Consider the following 22,718-nt stretch of genomic DNA (forward strand, 5'->3'; position numbering starts at 1 on the left):
GAATATGTAGACAAAAAAAGCCTGTTCATTCCAATGGAGCGCTGAAGGCCGCTGTGTTGGAATGATGTAAGCGATATTGGCGAGGAGCCTGACCTGTCAGTTGATGAAAAAGGCGAGAGAAGTAATGAACCGAGCTAAAATGATATTTTTCAGCAATTTGAGTGATATTTAATGTCGTGTGAAGCAAATCATACTTCGCCCGTCCAATACGAAAGTGATTCATATACTGGATGGGGGAGTATCCGGTAGATTTCTTGAACAGCTCGAAAAAATGACCACGGCTCATTTTGAGACTTTTGTGATAGATATCCAGCGGCTTGGGTGCTCCGTGAAGTAAGTCTTTCTCCAAAATTTTAAGAATATGGGCTATACGGCGATCAGGGATTAAATGCCCCTTCTCCATGCAGCAGTTCAGAAAGTAGTCGATAAACGTTTGAAAATGACGCTGAATCGTCAAGCTCCGCATAAAAGTCTGCTCATTGGTATATGAACCACTTTTATAAAAGTCTTGGAACAGATCCTGCCAGATTCGCAACGACTCCACCTTTGAAATCTCCCTAAGTTCATATGGAAAGGCTGGGCCAACAAAAGCTTGTTGCAACACCTGCGGCGGATAACAGATCGGACAGGACGTATCAAATACCTCTTTTCGCTCCACATAGTGCCAATCAAAATAACAACACAGATGTACCATAGGGTTATTCCCATCAGCCACCCATTCATGTAATTGCCCTGCTGGAATATAGACCAGCGAACCAGGACCGAGCCTGCTGCTCAGACCATTTATACTTAATATCCCATACCCTTCGCTGATCAAGTAAATGGAACTGGTATAACAAATTCGCGGAGAACTCGACTGTCCCTTCGCAAAAGGGTATCGGGTCGCCAAATATACATAGGGATGCAAGGAAGCAAAATTCATTGGAAGTTTCCTTTCCGACTCCGTTTTTCTCGATGTTAACCTTTCATCTCCATCATCGAAAGGTACAATTGGGGACTAGAGGTACATATCAGCAGAGCACCAATTGATCTGACGATCGTGCAAATCATGGACGTCTTGCTAAATACAGCAAACTGCTGTTCAGATACAGTAATAACTGTACATCGCATGACTTCATGAGGAGGACGACTTGTGCAGAAGAAGGATAGTCTAACGAAGAGAAAAAACGAGATAAAAAAGAACAGAGGCTATGAACGGGCCAAGCAGCATCCCATTTCCTTCACTGGTCCTGCGCCGGATTTTTTTGAAGGCGCACTACTGGGCAATGGAGGACTAGGTGTTGTCGTAACAACCCGTCCAGACGCTGTGATGCTCCATTTTGGGCACAACAATGTATGGGATATTCGTCTCGCCGAAGAACACCGTGAAGAGCTCATGACTTTCCAAGAGGTATATGACAGATTTGCTGCTCTGCCAGCTGATTTACCGCGATTAACGGATCATCCGTGGTACAAACAATATTGTGAGTTGGCTGGCCAAAATTACAGTAAGGCATATCCCAAGCCCATGCCCTGCGGGTCACTACTGCTGCGGTATGATCGGCGAAAGGCCGAAGTCATCGGCCACACCATGGATATTGCCAACGGCCTTTGCACGATTGATTTCCTGATCGATGGCAAACCTGCTGTATTCGAACTCTTTGTGGAAGGAGCGCACGACCGGATCTGGATGAAGGTAAGTGATACTGCGACGGGTGCTCCGATCCCCTTATTCGAGGAGATCAAGCTCATTCCTGATCCCGAAACACCGCCTGAATTTCCTCAAGCAGCAATCGTAACCAGTGAAATTACGGGTAGACAGTCATTTACGCAAATTTTGCCGCATGTTGAGCATCCCGCTACGCCCTATATCACACATGAAAAAGATAGAGCTTTCCGGCTCGCTGTTCGCTGGTCTGGATTAACAGCAATGAAGAAACATGCTTTGCATCATCAGACGCTCGCATCCAACGGCTGTCCTCTGGGAGAACCTGAACTCGGCTTTTTGGCCTGTGCAGAGCTCTGGGAAGGCCTTTACAGTGAACTCAATATTGAGGCCGACCCGCCAAAACTGTCTTCCTTTAGTCAAGCTAAGGAAGAATCGAATGTAATGTGGCGTGATTATTGGAGCCGCTCCTCCGTCTCTCTGGAAGATGAATTTCTGGAGCGTATCTGGTACCACAATCTTTACTTTTTTAATTGTGCCGTGAGAGAGGGCGTTACCTGTCCAGGCCTATTCGCCAACTGGAGCTACCGTACCATCGGTGCAGACTGGCATGGGGATTACCACATGAATTACAACACACAGCAGCCATTTTGGCTCGCATTCTCCAGCAATCATCTCGACAAACATCTGCCCTACGTGGATATGGTTGATCATGTACTTCCCATCAGCCGAGCATGGGCACGTGATTATTACGGACTAAGCGGAGCTTATTTCCCCCACTCAGCCTATCCTGTTGAGATGTCCATGATGCCCTACCCTGTCCCGCACTGGGGATGGGAAATCTGTGAGACGCCTTGGACCGTACAAAGTCTATGGTGGCACTATCGATATTCCATGGACGAGACGTTCCTGCGTGATCGTGCATTTCAACCCATGAAGGAAGCCGTGCTGTTCATGGTCGATTACATGAATCGTCCGGAAGCACAGGGTGAACGCTGGGGAGATGGTAATTATCACATTTTTCCGACGGTGGTGCCGGAGCTATATGAGATTTCACCCGGCTTTGCCAAAAACAAAGACTGCCTGATCGACCTGACACTGACGCGATTTCTGTTCAATGCGTTCACCCAGGCCTGCGGTGTTCTTGAAAGGATAAAATCCGAGCAGGAACTGCTAGAGAATGTAGAGGAGATTTTAAACCAGTTCCCTTCTTATCCCACAGCCGAATCACGCAACGGTCCAGTCTTTGTGTCGGTGGAGGGGGAAGATCCTGACGTGGTGTATAACGTCCCAATTCCTATTACGACTGTATTTCCAGGTGAAGATCACGGGCTTCATTCGTCAGAGGAGGAATATCAGACCGCAGTAAACTCCTACCTTAACCACCGCAACGAAGGCGGGAATGAACTGGTATTCTTTCATCTTGCAGGAGCCCGGCTTGGCGTGTTGGATCTGGAACGCTTCAAGCGTCAAATCCAGTATTGTCTGCTACCAAACGGTACTTGTACAGATCGGGTCCTGATGAGCGGTGGTCGCTATGCTGACACGGAGAACTTCGATTTCATGTCACGCATGGGCATCTGGTTCGAAAATTTCTCCCTGCCTGCCGTTATCAATGAATGCCTTCTTCAAAGTTATAATGGCACCCTGCGCTTCTTTCCCAACTGGCCGAATGGACAAAAAGCAGAGTTCCATACTCTCCGTGCTGTGGGAGGCTTCCTTGTCAGCGCGGCTTTTGTGGATGGGGAGACGGATTGGATCGAGATTGAGAGCGAAGCTGGTACTTCCCTAACCTTCTATATCCCATGGGCAGAAGGGGCATTGTGCACAGTTTCTTCTGGTGAACAATATATGTTTTCTGGTCAGGTTGGCAAGATCTCAACCGTAGCAGGAGATATCATCTCCATTGTTAAAGCGACGTTTTAGCGTATCTTGTAAAATGTGACCATAAATAAGAAGCGTCCCTGACCATCCCGGGACGCTTCTTATTACCAAATTTACTCTTCAATTACTTGGAAGACCACAGTTCCATACGCTGAGCATATTTCTCGTTAATGATATCTTCCACTTTCTCATCGCCAGCCTTCTTCATATCCTCCAGCATCTTGTCAAATACGGAGTTGGCTTCAGCTTCACTTGGAGCAATAATGGCTCTCGTAATGCTCTGATCCATAATATCCTTCACCTTCTGGGCCGTCAGTGCTTGAGGTGTTCCCCCATCCGGATTCAGGTTATCATACTGTGCTGTATCCCATACGGAATCACCAAGACTCTTGAGGGCCAGTTCATCCACTTCACTGCGTTGGAATTTAACGGCCATGTCGTACGGCTGTCCATTTGGATCCAGGCCATTTTTGACAAACCATAACCATTTACGAACGCCACTTTTCTTCACCGTATCATCCCAGTTATCCTTGAAGCTTTTCAGGAATGCAGGGTCCGGTTGTCGCTTGCCATCCACCATAGTGTATTGCTCGCCTTCCTTGCCCCACAGCAGCAAATGCTGTCCTTCATCACTCGCCAGATAATTAAACAGCTTTATGGTTTCTTCCGGGTGTTTGTTGTTTTTGGTAATCGCAATGGCATCCCATCCAAGCGAGCTTCTTGGGCCAAATGTTGTTTGAGCCGGGTCTACACCTGGAGCAACAACCTTGTATGCGAACAACTGATTCTTTTCCCCGCCATCTTTCTTCAAGGCTCCATTGCCGTTACCTGGGTCCCAATAGGCACCTGGTGTAGAGAATACTGCGCCAGTCGTCAGCTTTTGAATCCAAGTCTGTGTTTTGCTGATCGCAAATTCCTTCTCAATCAGACCTTCTCTATATAAGCGATTGATATATAACAGCATCTCGCGATATTTGGGGTCTTTAACATCATATTGCAGACGTCCATTGTTGTCATAGTAGGCTTTTAAGCCCCACATGCCTTTGAATGTTCCCAAATTCGCGCCCATGTTCTCACCGTTCATCGTCATGGGAATGGACTCTTTGCCATCAATCGTGTTGTATTTTTCTTTAAAATTTTTCAGGAGTGCTTCAAACTCATCCGTTGTAAGTGGCTTTGAACCATCTGCTTTGTCTGGAAGAAACTCTTCCAGTAGGTTTTGTCTCATCAGCATACCGAAGACCGGGTCACTGTCGAGTCCATACCAGTTTGCCAGATAGTAGTTCTTGCCGTCTGTATAACGTGTTTTGGTCAATGTTTCGCCATACATCTCTTTCAAGTCAGAACCATACTTTTCAATTAACTCATCCAGTGGAATGAATGCACCGCTTGAAATGTACTTATCAAGTGAAGCGTCTCCCCGACTCATGACCACCACATCCGGATAGTCACCACTGGCGAGCATCAAGCTTAGTTTTTCCGTTGGATTACCTGTTGGTTGTTGGATGGAGATCTCTATGCCCGTCTTTTTGGTAATTTCCTGGGCAATTGCATCGGTAAATGGTTCTCCTTTGGTATTGCCATCAAACCACGTCAGCGTAATCGGCCCTTGTTCCCCATCTTTACCCGCTGTATTATTCTCCCCATCATTGGAGGAGCAGCCCGCAAGCAAACCAACGACTAATGCAGCCGTAATTCCCATGGTCATCCATTTTTTTGTCTTTATCATTGACACCCTAATTCCTCCCAATGAATAAATTCCTGTAGTGCTAGATTGAGCATTTCCAAAACGATCTTTGCCCACCCCCTTTCAGGGAGAAGCCACCGGACAAGCCTTCCCTGCAACCGGATCACGGAATAGATTAACTCTTAACAGCTCCCAAAGTCATGCCTTTAACAAAGTATTTTTGCAGGAACGGGTACACCATAACGATTGGTAAGGTGGCCACCATGGTAGCAGCCATTCGAATGGTATCACTCGAAACAGCATTTCGTTTAGCAGAGTTGGCCAGCATCTGCGATTGTGAAATCATGCCGCCAGTCTGAAATTGATTCAAGATTTTGACGAGCACGGCCTGCAGGGTCTTCAGGTCCGAGCTGTAGGTGAACGCATAGGAATCAAACCAGGCATTCCAATGCCCAATCGCTTGAAAAAGTCCTATTGTGGCAAGTACAGGTGTTGTCAGCGGCATCACAATCCGGAAGAAAATCGTCAGATCGTTAGCCCCATCTACCCTTGCCGATTCTTCAATCTCATGGGGCAGCTGCTCCATAAAGGTACGGACAATAATCATATAGAAGACATTCATCAAACTTGGCAAAATAAACACCGAAAATGTATCGATCATGTTCAGTGCCTTAAGCACCATGTAGAACGGAATGAGTCCACCACTGAAATACATGGTAAAGATAAAGTACAGGTTCCAGCCTTTGCGGCCAACCAGATTCCGCCGACTTAGCGGATACGCAAGCATCGTAATGACGAGAACCGATAGCGGTGCGCCAATCAGCGTCCGTTTGACGGTTACCCACAGCCCGTTTAAAATCTCACTATCTTTCAAAATCTGCTGATAGCTGTCCAAGGTCAAGTCCCTGGGCCACAAGTAAACGCCGCCCCGTACCGTATCCTCCGCGCTGTTCAATGAAAGAACGAGTATATTCCAAAACGGAAGAAATGTAACCAGTAATACGAGAATAAGAATGAAATACACAATAATTTTGAAAATACGATCCCCGAATCTGTTCAGAATCATCACAAGCGCTCCCCTCTGTCTTTTGTAGTTAGAACAACGCCTGGTCGTTCACTTTTCTGGAAATCCGGTTCACGATGAGGACAAGAATAAAGGCAACAACGGATTTGAACATCCCCACGGCAGCACCGTAAGAGAACATGCTGTTCTGTAGTCCGTATTTGTAAGCATAAATATCAATAACTTCGGAGTATTCAAGCACGGTATTATTTTGCAGCAGGTATTGCTGTTCAAATCCTGCATTCAAAATGCCTCCAACCGCGAGAATAGCCAATATGACAATAGTAGGGCGCATGGATGGCAGCGTTATATGCCACATTTGCTTAAATCGGCTGGCTCCGTCCACCCTGGCCGCTTCGTAGAGCTCCGGATTAATGGAAGCGATTGCGGCGAGATACATAATGGCGCTGAACCCCATCTCTTTCCACATGTTCGACAATGCGATAATCCACCAGAATAGAGGCCCGTTCTGCAAAAATGCGACTGGTTCTTTGACAATGCCCAGCAGAACCAGAATATTGTTAAGCATTCCATCCGAAGCAAGCAGCGTAATTACAATGTTGGCTGCAATAACCCATGAGATAAAATGCGGCAGATAAGAAACCGTCTGTACAAAACGTTTGAAAAATCCCTGTCTCGCTTCATTAAGTACAAGCGCGAGAATGATTGGCGCAGGAAATCCGAAGAACAGCGTCAGCAAGCTTGTCGCAAGCGTATTACGCATAACCCGATAGAAATCCCCTGTTGTAAAGAAATACTCAAACCACTGGAAACCTACAAATTCGGCATGGAAGAACTGGTATAAAAAAGATCCCCCACCCGGCTGATAATTCGTAAACGCCATATACAGTCCGAACATCGGACCATAGGAAAATAGCAATGTCGCAATGAAGGCAGGAAGCATAAGCACGAATAACCATTTTTGCTCTTTTAGTCTGCTTATCAGATTATTGCTCCTGACTGTTTTGATAGCGCTTACCTTATGCATTAAGTACCCTCCCTTTTTCTATACAGCAGCATGGCCGGCCATATCTTGATTCAACTTCTCTCCTATTTATCATAAATTTGACGCAGATCGCTTGCCATAGTCGAATTCTCCGAAAGATACCGCTTTTTAAAGATGTTTTTGTAAAAAGAGAGGATTGGTTTTCCATATTCACTCTGCTATGATGAATTGTGCAACGAATAATCAGTCAAGAGAGGGCTTCCAAATGCGCCAATTCTATCGAAAATACATATACATGCCTTTTGTTAACCTGAGCTTTCGTTCCAAACTATTTATGGTATTTGTACTCGTCACCATCATTCCAATGATGTTATTGGTTTATTTTTCCTATGAACTTACCAAAACGAAACTTACCGAGCAGATCTACATCAACATGACGAACTCCACAGCTCAGATCACTAAAAATCTGGAGAATAAACTGGATAGCTACGAACATATTTCCGCCTCCATTTATTTGGATAACCGCCTTGCCAATTACCTTACGAACGAGTATCAGGATGATCCGTCTTATTTGGATGTCTATAATTATATTGGCAATCGAATCGACACCGTGATGGCTGCCTACCCCGATTTTGATAGCGCATTCATTTATTCGGACAATCCATCTCTGCCCAAAGACAATTATTATATCCGGCCGATTACACCCGAAGTTCAGAACACGGAACTGTTCCACAAATTGAAACAATCCTATGGGAACATTATTCATCTCTCATCGCCGCAGACAGAGAATAGTCCCGCCATGTTTACGCTTGCCCGGCTGCTGAACAACAACAGTAATCAGTATCCCTACGGAATGCTGGTCTTTCAAATTTCCGAGTCTGTCATCTACTCTCTCATGGAAAAAGAAGCAGGCGGCAAAGATATCTTTATTATAAATGACAAGGGCATTATTCTTTCTTCAGCGGACAAACAGTTAATCAATACAAGCTTGCCCGAATTGCTTCATCAAAATTTTGACGAGACGCCTTCAGGCAGATTTGATACAACGTATCAAGACGTGAAGGCTCTAGCGGTCTATAACACGCTTAAAAATGGCTGGAAAACGGTGTCCATCTTCCCTTACGACAGTATTATCAAAGATGCCAAATCTCTCTCTCAGCTTATTATCAAAATTTCACTGGGCTTCATCGGCGTGGCGCTGTTGCTCATTTATATTACTGCATCGCTGTTCAGCAAACGTATCAGGACGTTAATTCGCATGATTCGGCGCATTGAACGGGGGGATTTCAATCCTACCCATGAGGAACAAATGGGCAATGATGAGATAGGACAGCTTCACTTTGCATTCGAACAGATGACAACCCGGCTGAAAAGTCTGGTTACGGAGGTCTACCAGAAGGAGCTACAGAGTAAGGAAGCCGAGCTTGACCTGCTTCAAGCTCAGATCAATCCTCACTTTCTGTATAACACACTCGGCTCGATCTCCTCTCTGGCCGTAAAGCATCAGGATCCGCAGATCCAGGATATGGTCCTTCATCTAGCCAAGTTTTATCGGATATCCCTGAATAAAGGAAAGAGCATCCTGACCATCAATGAGGAATTGAAATTGACGCAGAGCTATAATGCCATTCAGCTTATTCGATTTAAAGGCAAGCTGAATATCACCTACACGATAGATCAATCGATCTTGCCCTATTCGACCGTAAAGCTTGCGTTACAGCCTTTTGTGGAGAATGCAGTGATTCATGCACTTTGGAACCAGGATCGGCCCCTAAATATCCATATCAAGGGCGTCATCGAGAATAATAGTATCATCTTATCTGTTATAGACGATGGAATGGGCATGCGGCGTGAGACGCTTCAGTCTTTGTTTGAAGAGAAAGAAGGACGCGGCTATGGCATTTCAAATGTGGATCGGAGAATTAAGCTGAAATTTGGTGAATATTACGGTGTAAAAGTGTATAGCAAACTAGGCATGGGAACCACGGTCCAAATCCGTCTGCCACAAAAAGAGATCCAATAAAAAAGGAGTGCAGTGCAGCCACTAGTGGCTTGCAAAGCACTCCTTTTAAACCATTCTACAGCATCCTTTTATACCTGCTCACGGATACGATACACTAGGCTGTCGAAATCGCCACGTAGAGGCAGCTCCACCCCGATGTTCATCAGCGCACGGCCACTGACCGATAATCCCAGCTCTTCAATGAGATAGGTCTTGTTAGCATGAAGACCTGCCAAACGGAGTCTAGGCAACGGTTCACCCAGCTTCTGCGAGTAAAGAAAAGCGAACAGCACATGATCACTTCCTGCAGCATCGCTGTACTGGACAGCCGTAACCCCCTTATGTCGAAGCGAAGTCAGGCGGAATTGTCTGCCGAATTGCACGAGATGGCGAATGGCTTTGTACTGACCGATGAATTCCCCGGACTGCCCAATCCATTCATCACTCCACTCGTTCAGATTGGAGCCAATACCAAGCGTGCCCATCATTGCACTGTGGAAACGATACTTCAGGGAGACGTTTCGACCGTTCATTCCTGTAGGTGACTCAGTTACCCAACAGGTCATCATACGTGGTGCGTACGTATAGGAGAAGCCTTCCTGAATGCTCAGACGGTCGAACGCATCCGTATTGTCACTCGGCCAGGACTGGTCGGCATAACGGAAGATACCCAAATCAATCCGCGAGCCACCTCCTGCGCAAGTCTCAAACTCCACATCCGGGAACTTGGTTCTCAGCTGTGCCCAGATATCATAGAGACTCTGGACATGCCTTACCCATACTTCTTTCTGGCGGTTAATAGGGTGCCCCTTCATGCCAGGCTCCGTGATGGTCCGGTTCATGTCCCATTTAATGAACTTAATCTCATGGTTGCCAAGCAGTTCGGTCATAAAATCGATAATGTATTGCTTAACCTCCGGCTTGGAAATATTCAGCAGCAGCTGATTGCGAAGCTCCGTACGTCCCCGGGTCTCAAAATGATATACCCAGTCTGGATGTGCTCTATAGAGATCACTATCTGGGTTGACCGACTCCGGCTCTACCCATATGCCGAACTCCATCCCAAGTCCGTGAACCCGGTCAATCAGCTCAACAAGTCCGTTCGGGAACTTCTCCATATTCACGTTCCAGTCGCCCAACCCCGCTCGGTCAGAATGCCGCTGTCCAAACCAGCCGTCATCCACGACGAACAGCTCCACGCCCATCTTGGCTGCCCGCTCGGCAAGCGCCATTTGGTCCTGTGCGTTAACATCGAAGTAGGTAGCTTCCCAGGAGTTGTAAAGCACTTTCCCGATTTCACTGCGAGGCAGTATGTAATTGTATTGATATTGATGCAAGCGGTGGCTCATTCCGCCAAAGCCTTCTGGGCTGAATCCGCCGACAAAGACAGGCGTCTCAAACGTTTCGCCCGCACCCAGCAACCATTCATTGTCAAAATCATTGATGCCACCTGTTACCCGCACATGCGTGAATGGGGTCTTCTCCGCAACAATCTTCCAGTTGCCGCTCCAGGCCAGAGCACCAAACCATACCCCGCCGCCGCTTTCTGTCGAAAGACCATCATCAATCGCAAACCATGGGTTGGCATGACCGTCCGTGAAACCTCTCCGCGATTCAAGTATCTTTTTTCCCTCTGTCAAAACGGTATTGCGCAGTTGGAATTCACCCGACCATTTCCCCGTAACATGCGTCAGGCGGTAATCCTGGAGATATGGCAAAGTCCAGGCTGCAGATTGCATGCTTTCCAGCACGATATCCTCCTGTCCCGTATTTACGATATTGGCGTAACGCTCCACCAGGTCGAATTCCGGAATGACCCGATATACCAGCTGCGTTTCAAGTGCATACACCTGATCCTTCAACGTGATGATCAACGTCTGTCTGCCATCCTGTTCAATGATCTCATGACGGTCATACCTTACCTGAAGATCGCGGACACCATCAGGCATACGCAGTTTCAGAGATGGCTCTGTATAAGATGCACCTCCCCAGAAGCTATATTCCTCCATCTCTCCTTCCACTTCCGCATCAAAAGAGCTATGGGATTGTAGATGGAGCAACGGAGCGCTGTCCTCGATGTCTACGGGGTCACCCCAATACAGATGCTGGAGGTGTTCTCTCTCATTGATTCCGAAAATGTAGGACGAATTTTGCGTCTGTATTGCAAATATACGTAGTTGTTCATTATATTGAATCGTCAAGTTTATCATCCTTTCGAGTTCCTGTTACCCTCGTGCTGTGTGTTGTGAACATACCTATTATTGTAGGAAGCAGGAGTTAAATTAGCCATATCGCATTCTTACAATCCATAGGGGAAATCATCTCTCATTTCAAATTATGAAAATAAGGCTGCGATGCAATTCGCAGCCTTAAATCTTACTTCAAAATCAGGTTATAGATGACCTGAGCCGCCTCTGCACGGGAAGCTATCCCTTTAGGCACAAACTGCCCCTGTCTTTGGCCTTGAACTAGTCCTAGTTTGGCTGCATCCTTTACCGAAGCAGTTGCCCATGAAGAAACCTGAGCCATATCTGTAAACAAGATATCTGTAGAACCAACAGGCACTTTCCCATCATTCAGTTTGTATGCTTTCATCAGCATCACCGTGATTTCCTCTCGGGTAATCCGTGCGTCCGGCTGGAAACTGGTTGTGCTTCGGCCGTTGACAATACCAGCTTGGGTCGCGATCGCGATAGGTTCCGCGTACCAGGCATCTGTCGCTACATCTGTAAATTGTACTTCCCCTGCTACGGTCAGTCCCAGAGAATGAACGAGCATGGCGGTGAATTCAGCGCGAGTGACTGCACGTCCTGGCTCAAATTGATCTTCGTTTGTGCCTTCAACATACCCCTTTGCTGCTAACTCCTTGATTACAGAGCTAGCCCAATGATTGGCCGGAACATCGGCAAACGTCCGATTCAGTTCCAGAACGGCATACTTGCTGAAGTGGCTCACTTTAGTCGTTAATACGCCATTCACGTAATCCGATTTGAGAAATTCCAATTTCCCATTTTCGTTAATATAATAAATCCCCCCCTGTGAAGGGTCGAAGCCTTCAGCCGCTTCCAGACTCAGCGTAACCGGATGATCGAACGCAGAGAGTGTTTCGGTTGTACCAGATTTAGTTGTTACCGAAAGGCTGAATTCATAGATTTCTCCCTTAAGGGAAACCGTTGCCCGGGAAGATGATTCCACTGCAGCAATGACCTCCTTGGCCTTGCTGCCAAGCAAAACCATTTTCAAGGAAATGGTACTATCTTCCTGTTGCCCCGCTGGTAGCTTGCTCAACAGCTGCTGGAACAAACTCGCAGGTACTTGCAGGGTTAATATGCCTGATTTCACTTCCAGTGCACGGTCGCCGAGCTGGCGTAAAACATCAGATGACAATTGTAGCTCCTGAGTACCAGCCTTTATGTCCACAACGGCTTTCCCTGCCCCACTGTCCACTTTCAGCATATCGGCTGTGATGACCAGTTTTGCTGTATCGTTCTCCGGGGTCGAGCTATTTCCGGAGTTCCCGCTAGTATTATTGGTATTGCCATTGTTGCCAGGGTTGCTTGGATTACCTGGGTTGCCTGGGTTGCCTGGGTTGCCTGGGTTGCCTGGATTTTCCGGATTGACTGGTTTTTCGGTCAATTTAACCAACTTCGATTCAGCCGGTCCAAGCGAGATGGACCATGAACCCGTGGCTGACGAAGATTCACCTGTCCACAAATCTTGTAACGTGTAGGATTTGGATTCATTCAATCCGGCACGACCCAAATTAATCGTTTTGTTCGCTGAACTATTGGCGCTGTAATTAAATACGGCAAGGTAATAATTATTGCCGTCTTTCAGAACAAACGTATCCGCAGCATTTGCATTCGTATTCCCTTCAAGCGGCTTGAATGCTTTTCCTTTCAGCGCCACCTGAAGAACATCCGTGTTATTGTACAATGCTGTCATGTATTCCTGTGCCTTGGGATCGTTCACATCATCGGAATCCATCATCACCGTGCCGGCAATCACACCGGAATTTACCCGACTACGGGCTTCCTCCAGGCTTGAAGCACTGCTTAATGCCAAATGATCTGGGTCTGTATAAGAATAGATCGTTCCATTTTGCCAGAAACCATATGTCAATGAATTAAGCATGTACTCCGTCTCATTGATTTTGCCATAGGTGTCACAAGAGATCCGTCTGCTATGCGCGTATTGACTTGGAAAAATCGGAGCAATGGACGCACTAATAAACATTTTCCCATCCAATCGATCTTCGACATAACGCATCCCTTCATTGTATGCCTGGATTCCTGTCGTCACGGTAGTGTCATAGTGTTGGCCTTCCAGTGATCCATGGGTCAGGAAATCCAGTTTGATGAATGTGAATCCAAGTGATTTAAACTTATCCAGAAAATAATTCATACGCATTTGACTCCCCGGATGTGTCACATCCAGTGCATATGCTCCATCCAGCGTAGGCAGAGGTTTCCCCTGAGCATCCTTGAGCACAATATCACCATACGTATATTGCCCGTTGGTACCATCTACTTTTTGGCTCATATCGTTGCCCCAATACACAAATGGTCCCCAATAGATGCCTGCATGCTGACCATTGTCCTTAATTACAGATACGGCTTGGGCAAGCTCTGCATCACTTAGATTATCCCAGTAGGAATCCATATTAATGAATACATTTCCGTTATTGTTGAATTTCTTAAGGTTATTCTTGAAATAATTGGACACATCCACTACGTTCTGATACGAAAGCCCGCTGTCATAAGCTCCCCAGCTATTCCAACCTACTGGAACACCTTGTGGCAGCTCCGGATTCAACGCCAGCGGAGGTGTAATAATCGCATTGGCTTTACCGTATTCTTCAAGCCCTGTGCGGTAATCACTGAAACCACCTACCATAATCAGCGGTGAGGACAGTTCAGTACCGGTCAGGCTGCCATGTGGTTGGGTATCGCGAGTAACGTCACTCGCTGCACCACCATACACAGCAAATTCATTCAGACGATTAGCTGAGCCTTTCCAGTCAATACCGGTCTTCCAGGTATCATGGGTTACTGAACCGATCACCAGACCGTTACGAGTTGAGTTATTGAATACCGTCGTCATCTCGTAGCTAGTATCCGCCCGGTTCATCGTTTGAGATTTATAGCGAATCCAGGCGTCATTGTCAAAAGGTACTGTCAGTACACGATTATCCGAGCTGACGCCGATATCCACACCACCCGTATTTTTCACAGTAATTGGTGACATGTAATTACTCTGGATCTCTGTGTCACTGAAGGCATCCAGACGGTTGAGGAAATACGATTTATCTTCATAAAACCGATAGACCTGCTTCAGGGTTGGTTTGCCAATTGACGTATGAACAAAGTTCAACTCAATGCCTTTGCCGAATCCATCCTGAATCTCCACAGGTGTTCCACCGCTCTTATGACTCTCATAACCTTTGGTTTCCACAAGGCCGTCACCAAGTTTAATGCTGCTGAAAATCCCCCGCATCTTCTGCCCTTCTGCCCAGCTATAGCCGACGAATCCAGTCTGGGTATTATAAGACACTTCGTATTGTCCGTTCGATACCAGAAGGCCATACGTGTAATCAGTCACCGTGATATCCCCGTATTGTTGCGAGTCACCCGGTGTTCCCAGATCGTCATCTCCTTCACCTGGATTTTCGGGTTCTGTCTCTATCGCAGGCTCTACGATAATTCGGTCCAGATCGGGAGAATAGCCATTGTTATCTGAAAAGGTAATCGTATTCTCGCCCTCAGTTAATGGGAGGGTAAGATCATACGTACCTACCGTATCCCAATCCGGGGTTTTAGGCAGGTCGTGGAACTGTTCTTCCCCATCATTCGCATGGACATAGAAACTCCGCGGATCACCGGAAAAATAATCTACCTTAACGCGGTAATCACCTGTCATTGGGGCTATAATTTTATTGAACGTCAAGGAGCTCCCGCCATTCAGGTAGCCGACCTTTTTGCCTCCGGAAGCATTCGGACTCTCTGTTACACGCGCTTCACCAGTCAGTGTATTGCCCGAATCTTCGGCTTCATAGCTAAGCGTATACGGGATTACTTCAATTCGGTCAAAATCGGGGGAGTAACCATCATGATCCGAGAACGTAATGGTATTAACTCCCTTATCGAGGGAAGCTTCTGCATCATACGTGCCTACCGTATTCCAGCTTGCCGTTTTGGGCAGATCAATCATCTCATCCGTCTCATTGTTCACCTGCATATAGACAGGTCGCTGGTCACCAGAAATATAAGATATTCGGATCAAATATGTACCATCTGCCGGTACAGTAACATTCGTAAATTGCAGTGAACTGTTTTTGTTCAGATCCGTTACTTTTTTCCCGCCTGAACTGATACTGCTGTCCACCACTTTGGCATTGCCTTTCAAAATATTGTCGGCTGCTTCTGCCTCAATGATTGCACCATGCAGATTTTTCTTCCAGCCGTCTCCGCCACCTTCTCCCGGGTGGTCACTGTCCAAACCGCGGATCACAATCTTGTCGATGTCGGGAGAATACCAGTTGTTGTCATCAATCAGGATTGTGTTGGTAACCGCGTTCAACGCAAGAGTCACATCATACGTTCCCACCGTATCCCAGTCGACTGTCTTGGGCGGTTCTTCAAATTGCTTCTCCCCGCCATTCGCACTAATATTAAACGGCCGCGAATCACCTGAAATGTAGTAAACGGAAATCTTATAATTTCCTGTCTCACTTACAGTAACATTGTTAAATTGCAAGGAACTGCCTTGGTACATGCCTCCGACCTTTTTGCCGCCTGAAGCCGTCGGGCTATCAGAGATTTTCGCGTTACCAAGCAAAATATTCCCCTCGGCCTCGGCTTCATAGGTATTCATATCATCGGCGTGAGCTGTTCGGACGAACTGGCCCCCGCCAACTACCAAGCAAAAAATGATAAAGAACACAAATCCTTTTTTCATAATCCGTCCCAACATAACATGCCTCCATTTTCTTATGATTGAGTTAGGTCTCCATATGCCTATCCTGCGGCGGTTCACAGCCATCATCTGTAATCGCTTTCATAAAGAGCTGTTAAATCCCCTCTCTCCTCCTTCCTTTCCTATATGCCTAATTGTAAAAAGGAGGAGGGGGATGTTCCATACCACATTGTTACTATTCATACAGGAAAGCCTCTTTCATTCGCCATATCATGGGTTAATAAGAGGGAGCCTATCCAAATCATGTTCAAGGAAAACGGGAGGATCATGATGTTACCAGACAGCCTGTATCTTCATATACTTTTCCTGTATTCGTTGGGTGTTACGCCCTCTGTCTTCAGGAAAAGAGATATAAAATAAGATGAACTTTCATAGCCCACGTTCTGCGCGATATCGTGAATCTTGAGCGAGCCATCTGCCAGCAGTTCCCTGGCTTTATCCAGTCTGATGCGTGTCAGATAATCGTGAATGGTCATACCTGTTTTGTCCTTAAAAATGGATCTCAAATAGTTTGGTGACAAATAGACCTGATCAGACAGGCTGTTGATGGTAATCGGCTGATTGTAATTCTGATCGATGAGAGTACGGACCTTGTGAATCAATTTTGCATTTTTGTCCATAAACCGCTCACCCAGCATACTCACGGCATCTTCCGCAGTACCGAGAATCAGATCCTCGATCTCATGCAGAGTCAGTGCATTATAGATGGAATGATACAGCTCTGCCCGCTTCGGAACAGGTTTATGAAGTTGCTCCAGCAGCTCATTAACGAGATCTATCGACCAGTCGCAGATCATTTTCTTCTTAACTCGCAGTGTTGCCAACCCCTCAATATACCCGTGCAGCTTCTGTGCCGCCCATTCAAAATCCAGTCGGTTAATGGCCTCAAACCATTCCTTTTGTTCAAAAGGGGGCATATGCTCCGTATAAAACTGGTTCGAAAGCGACTCCGCATGAATAATGGTGCCTGTACCTTCATAGAAACGCTCATTCAAAACGATGCGTGTCTGTTCGTACAGACAGTGAATATGGGATAACTCTGTCTCTTGTCCTCCTACAGCTGCCGTCACCGTAAAATCGAGGGCACTACGAATAGCCTCAGCCAAGTCTTCCCACGCATAATGTCCCGGCTGCTGGGCCGCTTCCATAAATACACCCGTCTCTCCTTCCTTGTAATCCACAAAGATCGCTTTCAGGTTCTTCGCCTTGAAGAAATGGTCGAGAAAAGACACCAGCCGTCCTGTACATTCCTCCAGACTTTGCTGTTCCTCTTCAGCCTCCTTGGGATCGATACTGAACAAGGCCATTGCATATCGGGTGGTCTCCGGTTGTCGGGTTAGACGGCTGAAACTAAAAGCGAGATCAAGAGCACGATCCTCATTTTTTTCGTAAGATAACTCCTTCAGGATATTGGCTTTGGCCGCCTCCATGGAACGGTTCTTCATTGCAACTTCTTCACAACGCTGTTTAACTTTACTGATAACGCTTTCAATTTCGTTTAAATCCAAAGGTTTTAGCATATATCCCACGGCCCCTACGTTGATAGCCGATTTTACATATTGAAATTCATCGTGCCCGGTCAGAAACATCACCTGGATCGAGTCGTAGCTCTCATGTATCTTTCTCGCCAGATCAATACCGTTCATTATCGGCATCTGAACATCGGTAAGAACGATATCAGGCTGGGTGGCCTCAATCTTCTCCAAGGCCTCCCTGCCGTTACTCGCCGTTCCCATGATATAGATACCCATCTCTTCCCAACGAATGTAATCCCTCATCATCTCAAGTCCCAGTTCTTCATCGTCTACCAAAAAAATACTGTACATCAACGTCCCCTCCCTTTGTCTCTTTCTGTCTCTATTATATGTTTTTCCCCCCGTTGGACCATGGTCCATATAAATGAAAGTTATTTTCAAGTATAGATCGTTATTTTACCAACTCCAGCTCGCTATTGAAATAGTAACTTTCGCCTGCTTCGGCATGAAGGATCGTTCTATGGTTGCCCCAACAAATGGTGAACGTTCCCGGCGAGAAAGTGTGAATGTTCGTAGAAGTCAGCTTTCCATTCTCCCAGACGATGTCAACCTCGGCATTTCCTTTTGCTCTCAGCCCAGTTATCGAGCCGGTGCTCCATGCCTGTGGAAGCGCTGGGAGAAGGTGGATCTCGCCCGCATAACTTTGCAGCAGCATCTCCGCTACGACAGCTGTACCGCCGAAATTTCCATCAACGACGAAAATATTACTCTCTGCTCCAGCAATTCCGGATTTGGAATAGGTGAACAGATTATCGAAGCACAGGCCGCCGATCAAATGTGAGAGGTGTTTATATGCCGTCTCCCCATCGTGCAATCTCGCAAAACCCAGTCCAAACAAAGCAGCTGTAAATTCAACATCCTCCAGCTCTTCCTGGACCATGCGGTTCTCCAGCGTTACTCGTGCTGCAGTACTGAGTTCCGGTGTATGGTCAGGTGTAATCTGATTGTCCGGATACAGCGCATACATATGAGACAAATGCCGATGCTCCGGCTGCACCTCCTCATAATCCTCCAGCCACTCCTGTAACTGACCTTTCTTGCCGATCTGTAGAGGTGGTAGCTTGCTGATTGCTTCTTCCAGCTTGCGTCCAAGTTCCTCGTCTTTGTTCAAAAGTTCAACTGAATTAAGACAAAATTCGAAGAGCCTGCGCACCAGCATCTGGTCCATTGTTGTTCCCATGGACAGCTGCTGTGCCCCCTCTCTCGAATTATCAGAATAGAAATGATTTTCCGGCGAATTGGAAGGACCCGTCACCAGCCAACCGTTCCGAGGATGCTCACACATGTAGTCCAGATAGAAAGCCGCGGATTCCTTAAGTACAGGATAGGCCACATTCTCTAGGAAAACACGATCCTGACTATACTCATAATGCTCAATCAGGTGTGTAGCCAGCCATAATCCGCCTGTAACGTTCAGCCCCCATGAGGTCTCCCATCCAGGCAACGTAAAGCCCCATATATTGGAGAAGACATGAGCGACCCACCCATCGCATCCATATACATTACGAGCCGTTTCCCTGCCCGCCTGTGCCAGATCCTCAACATACCTAAATAACGGAAGATGGCTCTCTCCTAGATTCGTAATCTCTGTGGGGTAATAATTCATCTGGGTATTCATATCAAGGTGATAATCACAGCTCCAGCCCATTCGGCACGCTTCACCATCATTCCAGATTCCTTGGAGATGGAGTGGCAGCGGAGAGTTCTCGCGAGACCCCGCAATGGTCAGATACCGTCCATATTGAAAAAACAATGAGTACAGCTGCGGATCTTCATCCCCATTACCCTGTTCCAACAAACGAATACGTTGATCTGTAGCCAGACCGGATTTCCCCTTGAGCCCCAACTGAATATCAACCTTGTCATATTGCTTGCCGTAATCGCGGATATGATCCTCCCTAAGCAAGGCATACCCCTTGTTTAAAGCCTTCATCAGCGTATACTCGTTCTCTGTTTTCCAATCCTGATCTGTACGGCGATAATCCGTGCTTACACTAAAATAAATCCATGCCTCATCCGCTCCGGTCACGTTCAATCGACCATCTCTACTTACGATGGTACCCCCGGATACAACCAACTTGACCAAACCCTTGGCCCATACGCCGCAAGTCCCATCACTATGTACATTTTCCGTTGCCTGCCCTTGGAATTCAAGCGTGTTGTCATCTAAGGCTACTACCTCGAATGAGTCCGTGCCTGCCTGCAAGCCAAGTGTAAAGGATACGCAACCCTGAGCATTGCTCCAAATTCTTGAGGCCACTATATCATCGGCGTGAGAAGCGAAAACTTCACGAAGAATCGTGATGTTGTCATCCTTCCAGAACGCCCCGGCCAGCGCATGAGTCAGATCCAGCTCGCGTTGGAAGCTTCCAGCTTCATCAGAACCCGAATTCTTCTTCCCAAAATCAATAACAACATCACATAATCCAAGATGGGTGCCGAAATTACGTTTCTTTGGCTGTAAATGCTGCTTGGCAAGACGGTCTCCTCCATCATAATCCCCAGAGAAAAAATGATCTCGCATCTCTTGAAGTGCAGCCTTGCCTCCTTCGGAAGGGTGCTCCGGATCAATTCGACCCGACCAGTAGGTGACCTCGCTCATACTCCATACCTCTCGATGCGAAGACGCCATAACAACCGCCCCTATTCTTCCATTGCCCAGCGGCAGGCCTTGAGACCAATCCGCTGCAGGGGTTGAATACCATAAAGTAAAATCGTTCATATCATATCCTCCAGTCCAATAGTGATTATCTTTACAGATAGACTCATGACCCAAAACAGACAAACGCGCGATCTGTGAGATACAAAAGCGCGCGTTTGACTTTGTTTTTATATTCTAAAACCGTTCACATCTCTGGGTTATCATTTCTCCCAGGTCAGTTTCCCTTCACGGTCAATCTGAAGATTTTGGATTCCGCCGGTTCCAGTGAGACCGTAAGCTCTCCAGACGTTTCCCCTTGTGAGCCTTCCCACAGATCTTGCAAACTGTATACGGCATTGGTGTTTAGTCCGGCCCGCTCCAGCGAGATGGATTTCACCGCAGCCTGTGCAGCATCAAAGTTGAAGACGGCGAGATAGAAACTTTTCTCTTCCGACGATTCAAGGACAAACACGTCAGAAGACAGCTTCCCAAAATCACCTTCAACTGGTCGGAAGGTTTTGCCCATACGAGCAACGTTCAAAATCTCCTTGTTACCAAGCCATTCTTTTGCTCGTTCGGCAGCATCCTCTTTGCGGAAGTCATCCCCGAGTAGAAGCACCGTACCGGCAATGACTGAAGCAGTCAGGCGGCTACGTCCTTCATGCCAGCCGGTAGCTTCCTGGTTGAAGCTCTTGTATAACACCGAATGATCCGGATCATTGTAGCGATAGAGCGTATTGCTCATCCACCAACCGTGTGTCAGCGAGTTCAGCATATATTCCGTATCCGCAAGTGTACCGAAGACATCACAGGAAATACGGCGGCTGTGGGCAAATGCATATGGAAATAATGGAGCGATGGACAAGTTTATGAAAAATGGCCGTCCGATTACTTCTGGCGAGAGCTTATGCTGCAAATAAGACATGCCATAGTGATAAGCCGCGATCCCTGTTGTAATATCCGAATTGTGGTGCTGTCCCTCCAACGAGCCATGTGCCAAGAAATCCAGTTTGATATATTCGAAACCTTCCGCGATGAATTTATCCGTGAACCAGTCGATTCTTTGCAGGTTGCCAGGATGTGTCGGGTCTATTGCCAGACCACCGTCTACATCTGGCAGAATTTCGCCCTCACTGTCACGCAGCAGGATATCTGCATAGGTGTACTTGCCGTTCGTTCCTTCGACCGCTTGACCGAACTGATCAGGTCCTCCCCAGAAGGCAAATGGGGTCCAGTACGTTCCCGCTCTATGTCCGTTTTGCCGTACTCGGTCCAGTGCGCTCTTCATCTCTTCCGGCGTGAAATTGTCCCAGAAAGCATCAAAGTTGATGTATAACGTTTCCTCATTCTCGAATCCAAGCGGCTGTACTTCATTTTTCAGAAAATCGCTGGTCGCTGTATATAGATCGTAGTCCAGATCACTCATGGCCGCAGACCAGCTGTTCCATCCGATCGGGACACCGCCCTCCCAAGGTAATTGAGCCTCAATCCAGCTATTAGCCTGACCGTAGGCTTCAAGACCTTCACGGTAGTCTTCATAGAACCCAACGAATACCAATGGAGATTCAACTCTATTTCCCTTCACATAACCATGAGGCTGGGAATCGCGAGTCAATTCACTCACGGCACCGCCATACAGATCAAGTCCCTCGATATGTCCGCTTTTTTCGCTTTGCATATGAATTCCTGTTTTCCATACCTTATGCGTAAGGGAGCCCATCACAATTCCCCGGCGGCTGTCAGGCGTGAACAGGGCTGTCGCCTCGTAACTCTCCACATCAAGCGGCGGCTTAACCACCGTATATCTGACCCATTTATCGTTGTCAAACGGAACACGCAGGATGCTTGGTTCATTCTGGCCGGATTCTCCGCCGAGGGATATGGTTTTGGATTGGATGACAGCCATGCGATTCGCCTTAAGCTCTTCATCACCGACTATAGTGGTCTGCACCAGTACATACGGTGAGGATTCATACATATAGAAATGCTGCTCCAGTTGCGGCAGCAACGAGGCTTTATGCAGAACGACCAAGCGGATGCCTTTTCCAAATCCTTCTCGAACAATATCTTCCTGTGCCGTCAGCTCATGGTTCTGATAATGATCCGTGCTGTATTCCCGGCCCTGCCAGCGAAAAGCACTACGAATGCCCTTCACATGGGAAGAATGCTTGCCGATGAAGGACACTTCACCATTTTCAAGATTGATCTCCAGGCTCACGTGGCCATTTGTAACGCTTACAAGATTAACATTCTGTTGCTGCACTTGTACGGCTGTATCGCTAGTTAGCATCATATGCCTCCTTATTGTTGCATGCTGTGCCCTGAGCGAAGCTGGTTATG

The 22,718-nt window shown here is 47.0% G+C and carries 11 protein-coding genes; 2 read left to right on the forward strand and 9 right to left on the reverse strand.

All coding sequences use genetic code 11. The features are described 5' to 3' along the window. Positions 1 to 25: 25 nt before the first annotated feature. Positions 26 to 922: an AraC family transcriptional regulator gene (locus AC4PM4_RS16460; RefSeq protein ID WP_063564761.1), complete on the reverse strand. Its 897-nt coding sequence runs from the start codon at positions 920 to 922 to the stop codon at positions 26 to 28. A gap of 210 nt (positions 923 to 1,132) precedes the next feature. On the opposite strand from AC4PM4_RS16460, the gene AC4PM4_RS16465 reads away from it, so the two are divergent. After that, entirely contained in the window at positions 1,133 to 3,571 is a 2,439-nt protein-coding gene (locus AC4PM4_RS16465; RefSeq protein ID WP_491614054.1) for a glycosyl hydrolase family 95 catalytic domain-containing protein, read from the forward strand. 82 nt (positions 3,572 to 3,653) lie between these two features. On the opposite strand, the gene AC4PM4_RS16470 is transcribed toward AC4PM4_RS16465, so the two are convergent. The 3 genes from AC4PM4_RS16470 to AC4PM4_RS16480 form a co-directional block, all read right to left on the reverse strand. Continuing rightward, on the reverse strand, positions 3,654 to 5,258 hold the full coding sequence (locus AC4PM4_RS16470) for an extracellular solute-binding protein (RefSeq protein WP_079694826.1): 1,605 nt from the start codon (positions 5,256 to 5,258) through the stop codon (positions 3,654 to 3,656). Positions 5,259 to 5,391: 133 nt separating this feature from the next. Next, positions 5,392 to 6,282: a carbohydrate ABC transporter permease gene (locus tag AC4PM4_RS16475; protein WP_063564764.1), complete on the reverse strand. Its 891-nt coding sequence runs from the start codon at positions 6,280 to 6,282 to the stop codon at positions 5,392 to 5,394. A gap of 28 nt (positions 6,283 to 6,310) precedes the next feature. After that, a complete protein-coding gene (locus AC4PM4_RS16480) occupies positions 6,311 to 7,267 on the reverse strand; it encodes an ABC transporter permease (RefSeq protein ID WP_063564765.1) in 957 nt (318 codons plus the stop codon). A gap of 223 nt (positions 7,268 to 7,490) precedes the next feature. On the opposite strand from AC4PM4_RS16480, the gene AC4PM4_RS16485 reads away from it, so the two are divergent. Continuing rightward, the gene (locus AC4PM4_RS16485) at positions 7,491 to 9,248 is read left to right on the forward strand and encodes a cache domain-containing sensor histidine kinase (protein WP_161490576.1); all 1,758 of its coding nucleotides are present in this window, start codon (positions 7,491 to 7,493) and stop codon (positions 9,246 to 9,248) included. 68 nt (positions 9,249 to 9,316) lie between these two features. Here AC4PM4_RS16485 and AC4PM4_RS16490 read toward each other — a convergent pair whose 3' ends face one another. The 5 genes from AC4PM4_RS16490 to AC4PM4_RS16510 all read right to left on the reverse strand — a co-directional run bounded on the left by AC4PM4_RS16490 (position 9,317) and on the right by AC4PM4_RS16510 (position 22,668). Further along, positions 9,317 to 11,437 carry an alpha-galactosidase gene (locus tag AC4PM4_RS16490; protein ID WP_491614055.1) on the reverse strand — a complete coding sequence of 707 codons (2,121 nt, stop codon included), beginning with the start codon at positions 11,435 to 11,437 and terminating at the stop codon, positions 9,317 to 9,319. Between the two features lie 166 nt (positions 11,438 to 11,603). Beyond that, positions 11,604 to 16,199, reverse strand: a complete 4,596-nt coding sequence (locus AC4PM4_RS16495; RefSeq protein ID WP_491614056.1) for an S-layer homology domain-containing protein — start codon at positions 16,197 to 16,199, stop codon at positions 11,604 to 11,606. 296 nt (positions 16,200 to 16,495) lie between these two features. After that, positions 16,496 to 18,028, reverse strand: coding sequence for a response regulator (locus AC4PM4_RS16500; RefSeq protein WP_063564768.1), 1,533 nt, complete (start codon positions 18,026 to 18,028; stop codon positions 16,496 to 16,498). A gap of 100 nt (positions 18,029 to 18,128) precedes the next feature. Beyond that, on the reverse strand, positions 18,129 to 20,459 hold the full coding sequence (locus AC4PM4_RS16505; RefSeq protein ID WP_063564769.1) for a glycoside hydrolase family 95 protein: 2,331 nt from the start codon (positions 20,457 to 20,459) through the stop codon (positions 18,129 to 18,131). Positions 20,460 to 20,613: 154 nt separating this feature from the next. Further along, entirely contained in the window at positions 20,614 to 22,668 is a 2,055-nt protein-coding gene (locus AC4PM4_RS16510) for an alpha-galactosidase (protein ID WP_491614058.1), read from the reverse strand. Positions 22,669 to 22,718 lie beyond the last annotated feature (50 nt).

The sequence above is a fragment of the Paenibacillus sp. MDV22-iso6 genome (genome assembly GCF_058408365.1).

Excerpts from the sequence above, each read along its gene's own strand:
- AC4PM4_RS16510 (WP_491614058.1), bottom strand. The coding sequence starts at position 22,668 with ATGCTAACTAGCGATACAGCCGTACAAGTGCAGCAACAGAATGTTAAT.
- AC4PM4_RS16485 (WP_161490576.1), top strand. The coding sequence starts at position 7,491 with ATGCGCCAATTCTATCGAAAATACATATACATGCCTTTTGTTAACCTG.
- AC4PM4_RS16470 (WP_079694826.1), bottom strand. The coding sequence starts at position 5,258 with ATGATAAAGACAAAAAAATGGATGACCATGGGAATTACGGCTGCATTA.
- AC4PM4_RS16505 (WP_063564769.1), bottom strand. The coding sequence starts at position 20,459 with ATGAACGATTTTACTTTATGGTATTCAACCCCTGCAGCGGATTGGTCT.
- AC4PM4_RS16490 (WP_491614055.1), bottom strand. The coding sequence starts at position 11,437 with ATGATAAACTTGACGATTCAATATAATGAACAACTACGTATATTTGCA.
- AC4PM4_RS16500 (WP_063564768.1), bottom strand. The coding sequence starts at position 18,028 with ATGTACAGTATTTTTTTGGTAGACGATGAAGAACTGGGACTTGAGATG.
- AC4PM4_RS16460 (WP_063564761.1), bottom strand. The coding sequence starts at position 922 with ATGAATTTTGCTTCCTTGCATCCCTATGTATATTTGGCGACCCGATAC.
- AC4PM4_RS16495 (WP_491614056.1), bottom strand. The coding sequence starts at position 16,199 with ATGTTGGGACGGATTATGAAAAAAGGATTTGTGTTCTTTATCATTTTT.
- AC4PM4_RS16480 (WP_063564765.1), bottom strand. The coding sequence starts at position 7,267 with ATGCATAAGGTAAGCGCTATCAAAACAGTCAGGAGCAATAATCTGATA.
- AC4PM4_RS16475 (WP_063564764.1), bottom strand. The coding sequence starts at position 6,282 with ATGATTCTGAACAGATTCGGGGATCGTATTTTCAAAATTATTGTGTAT.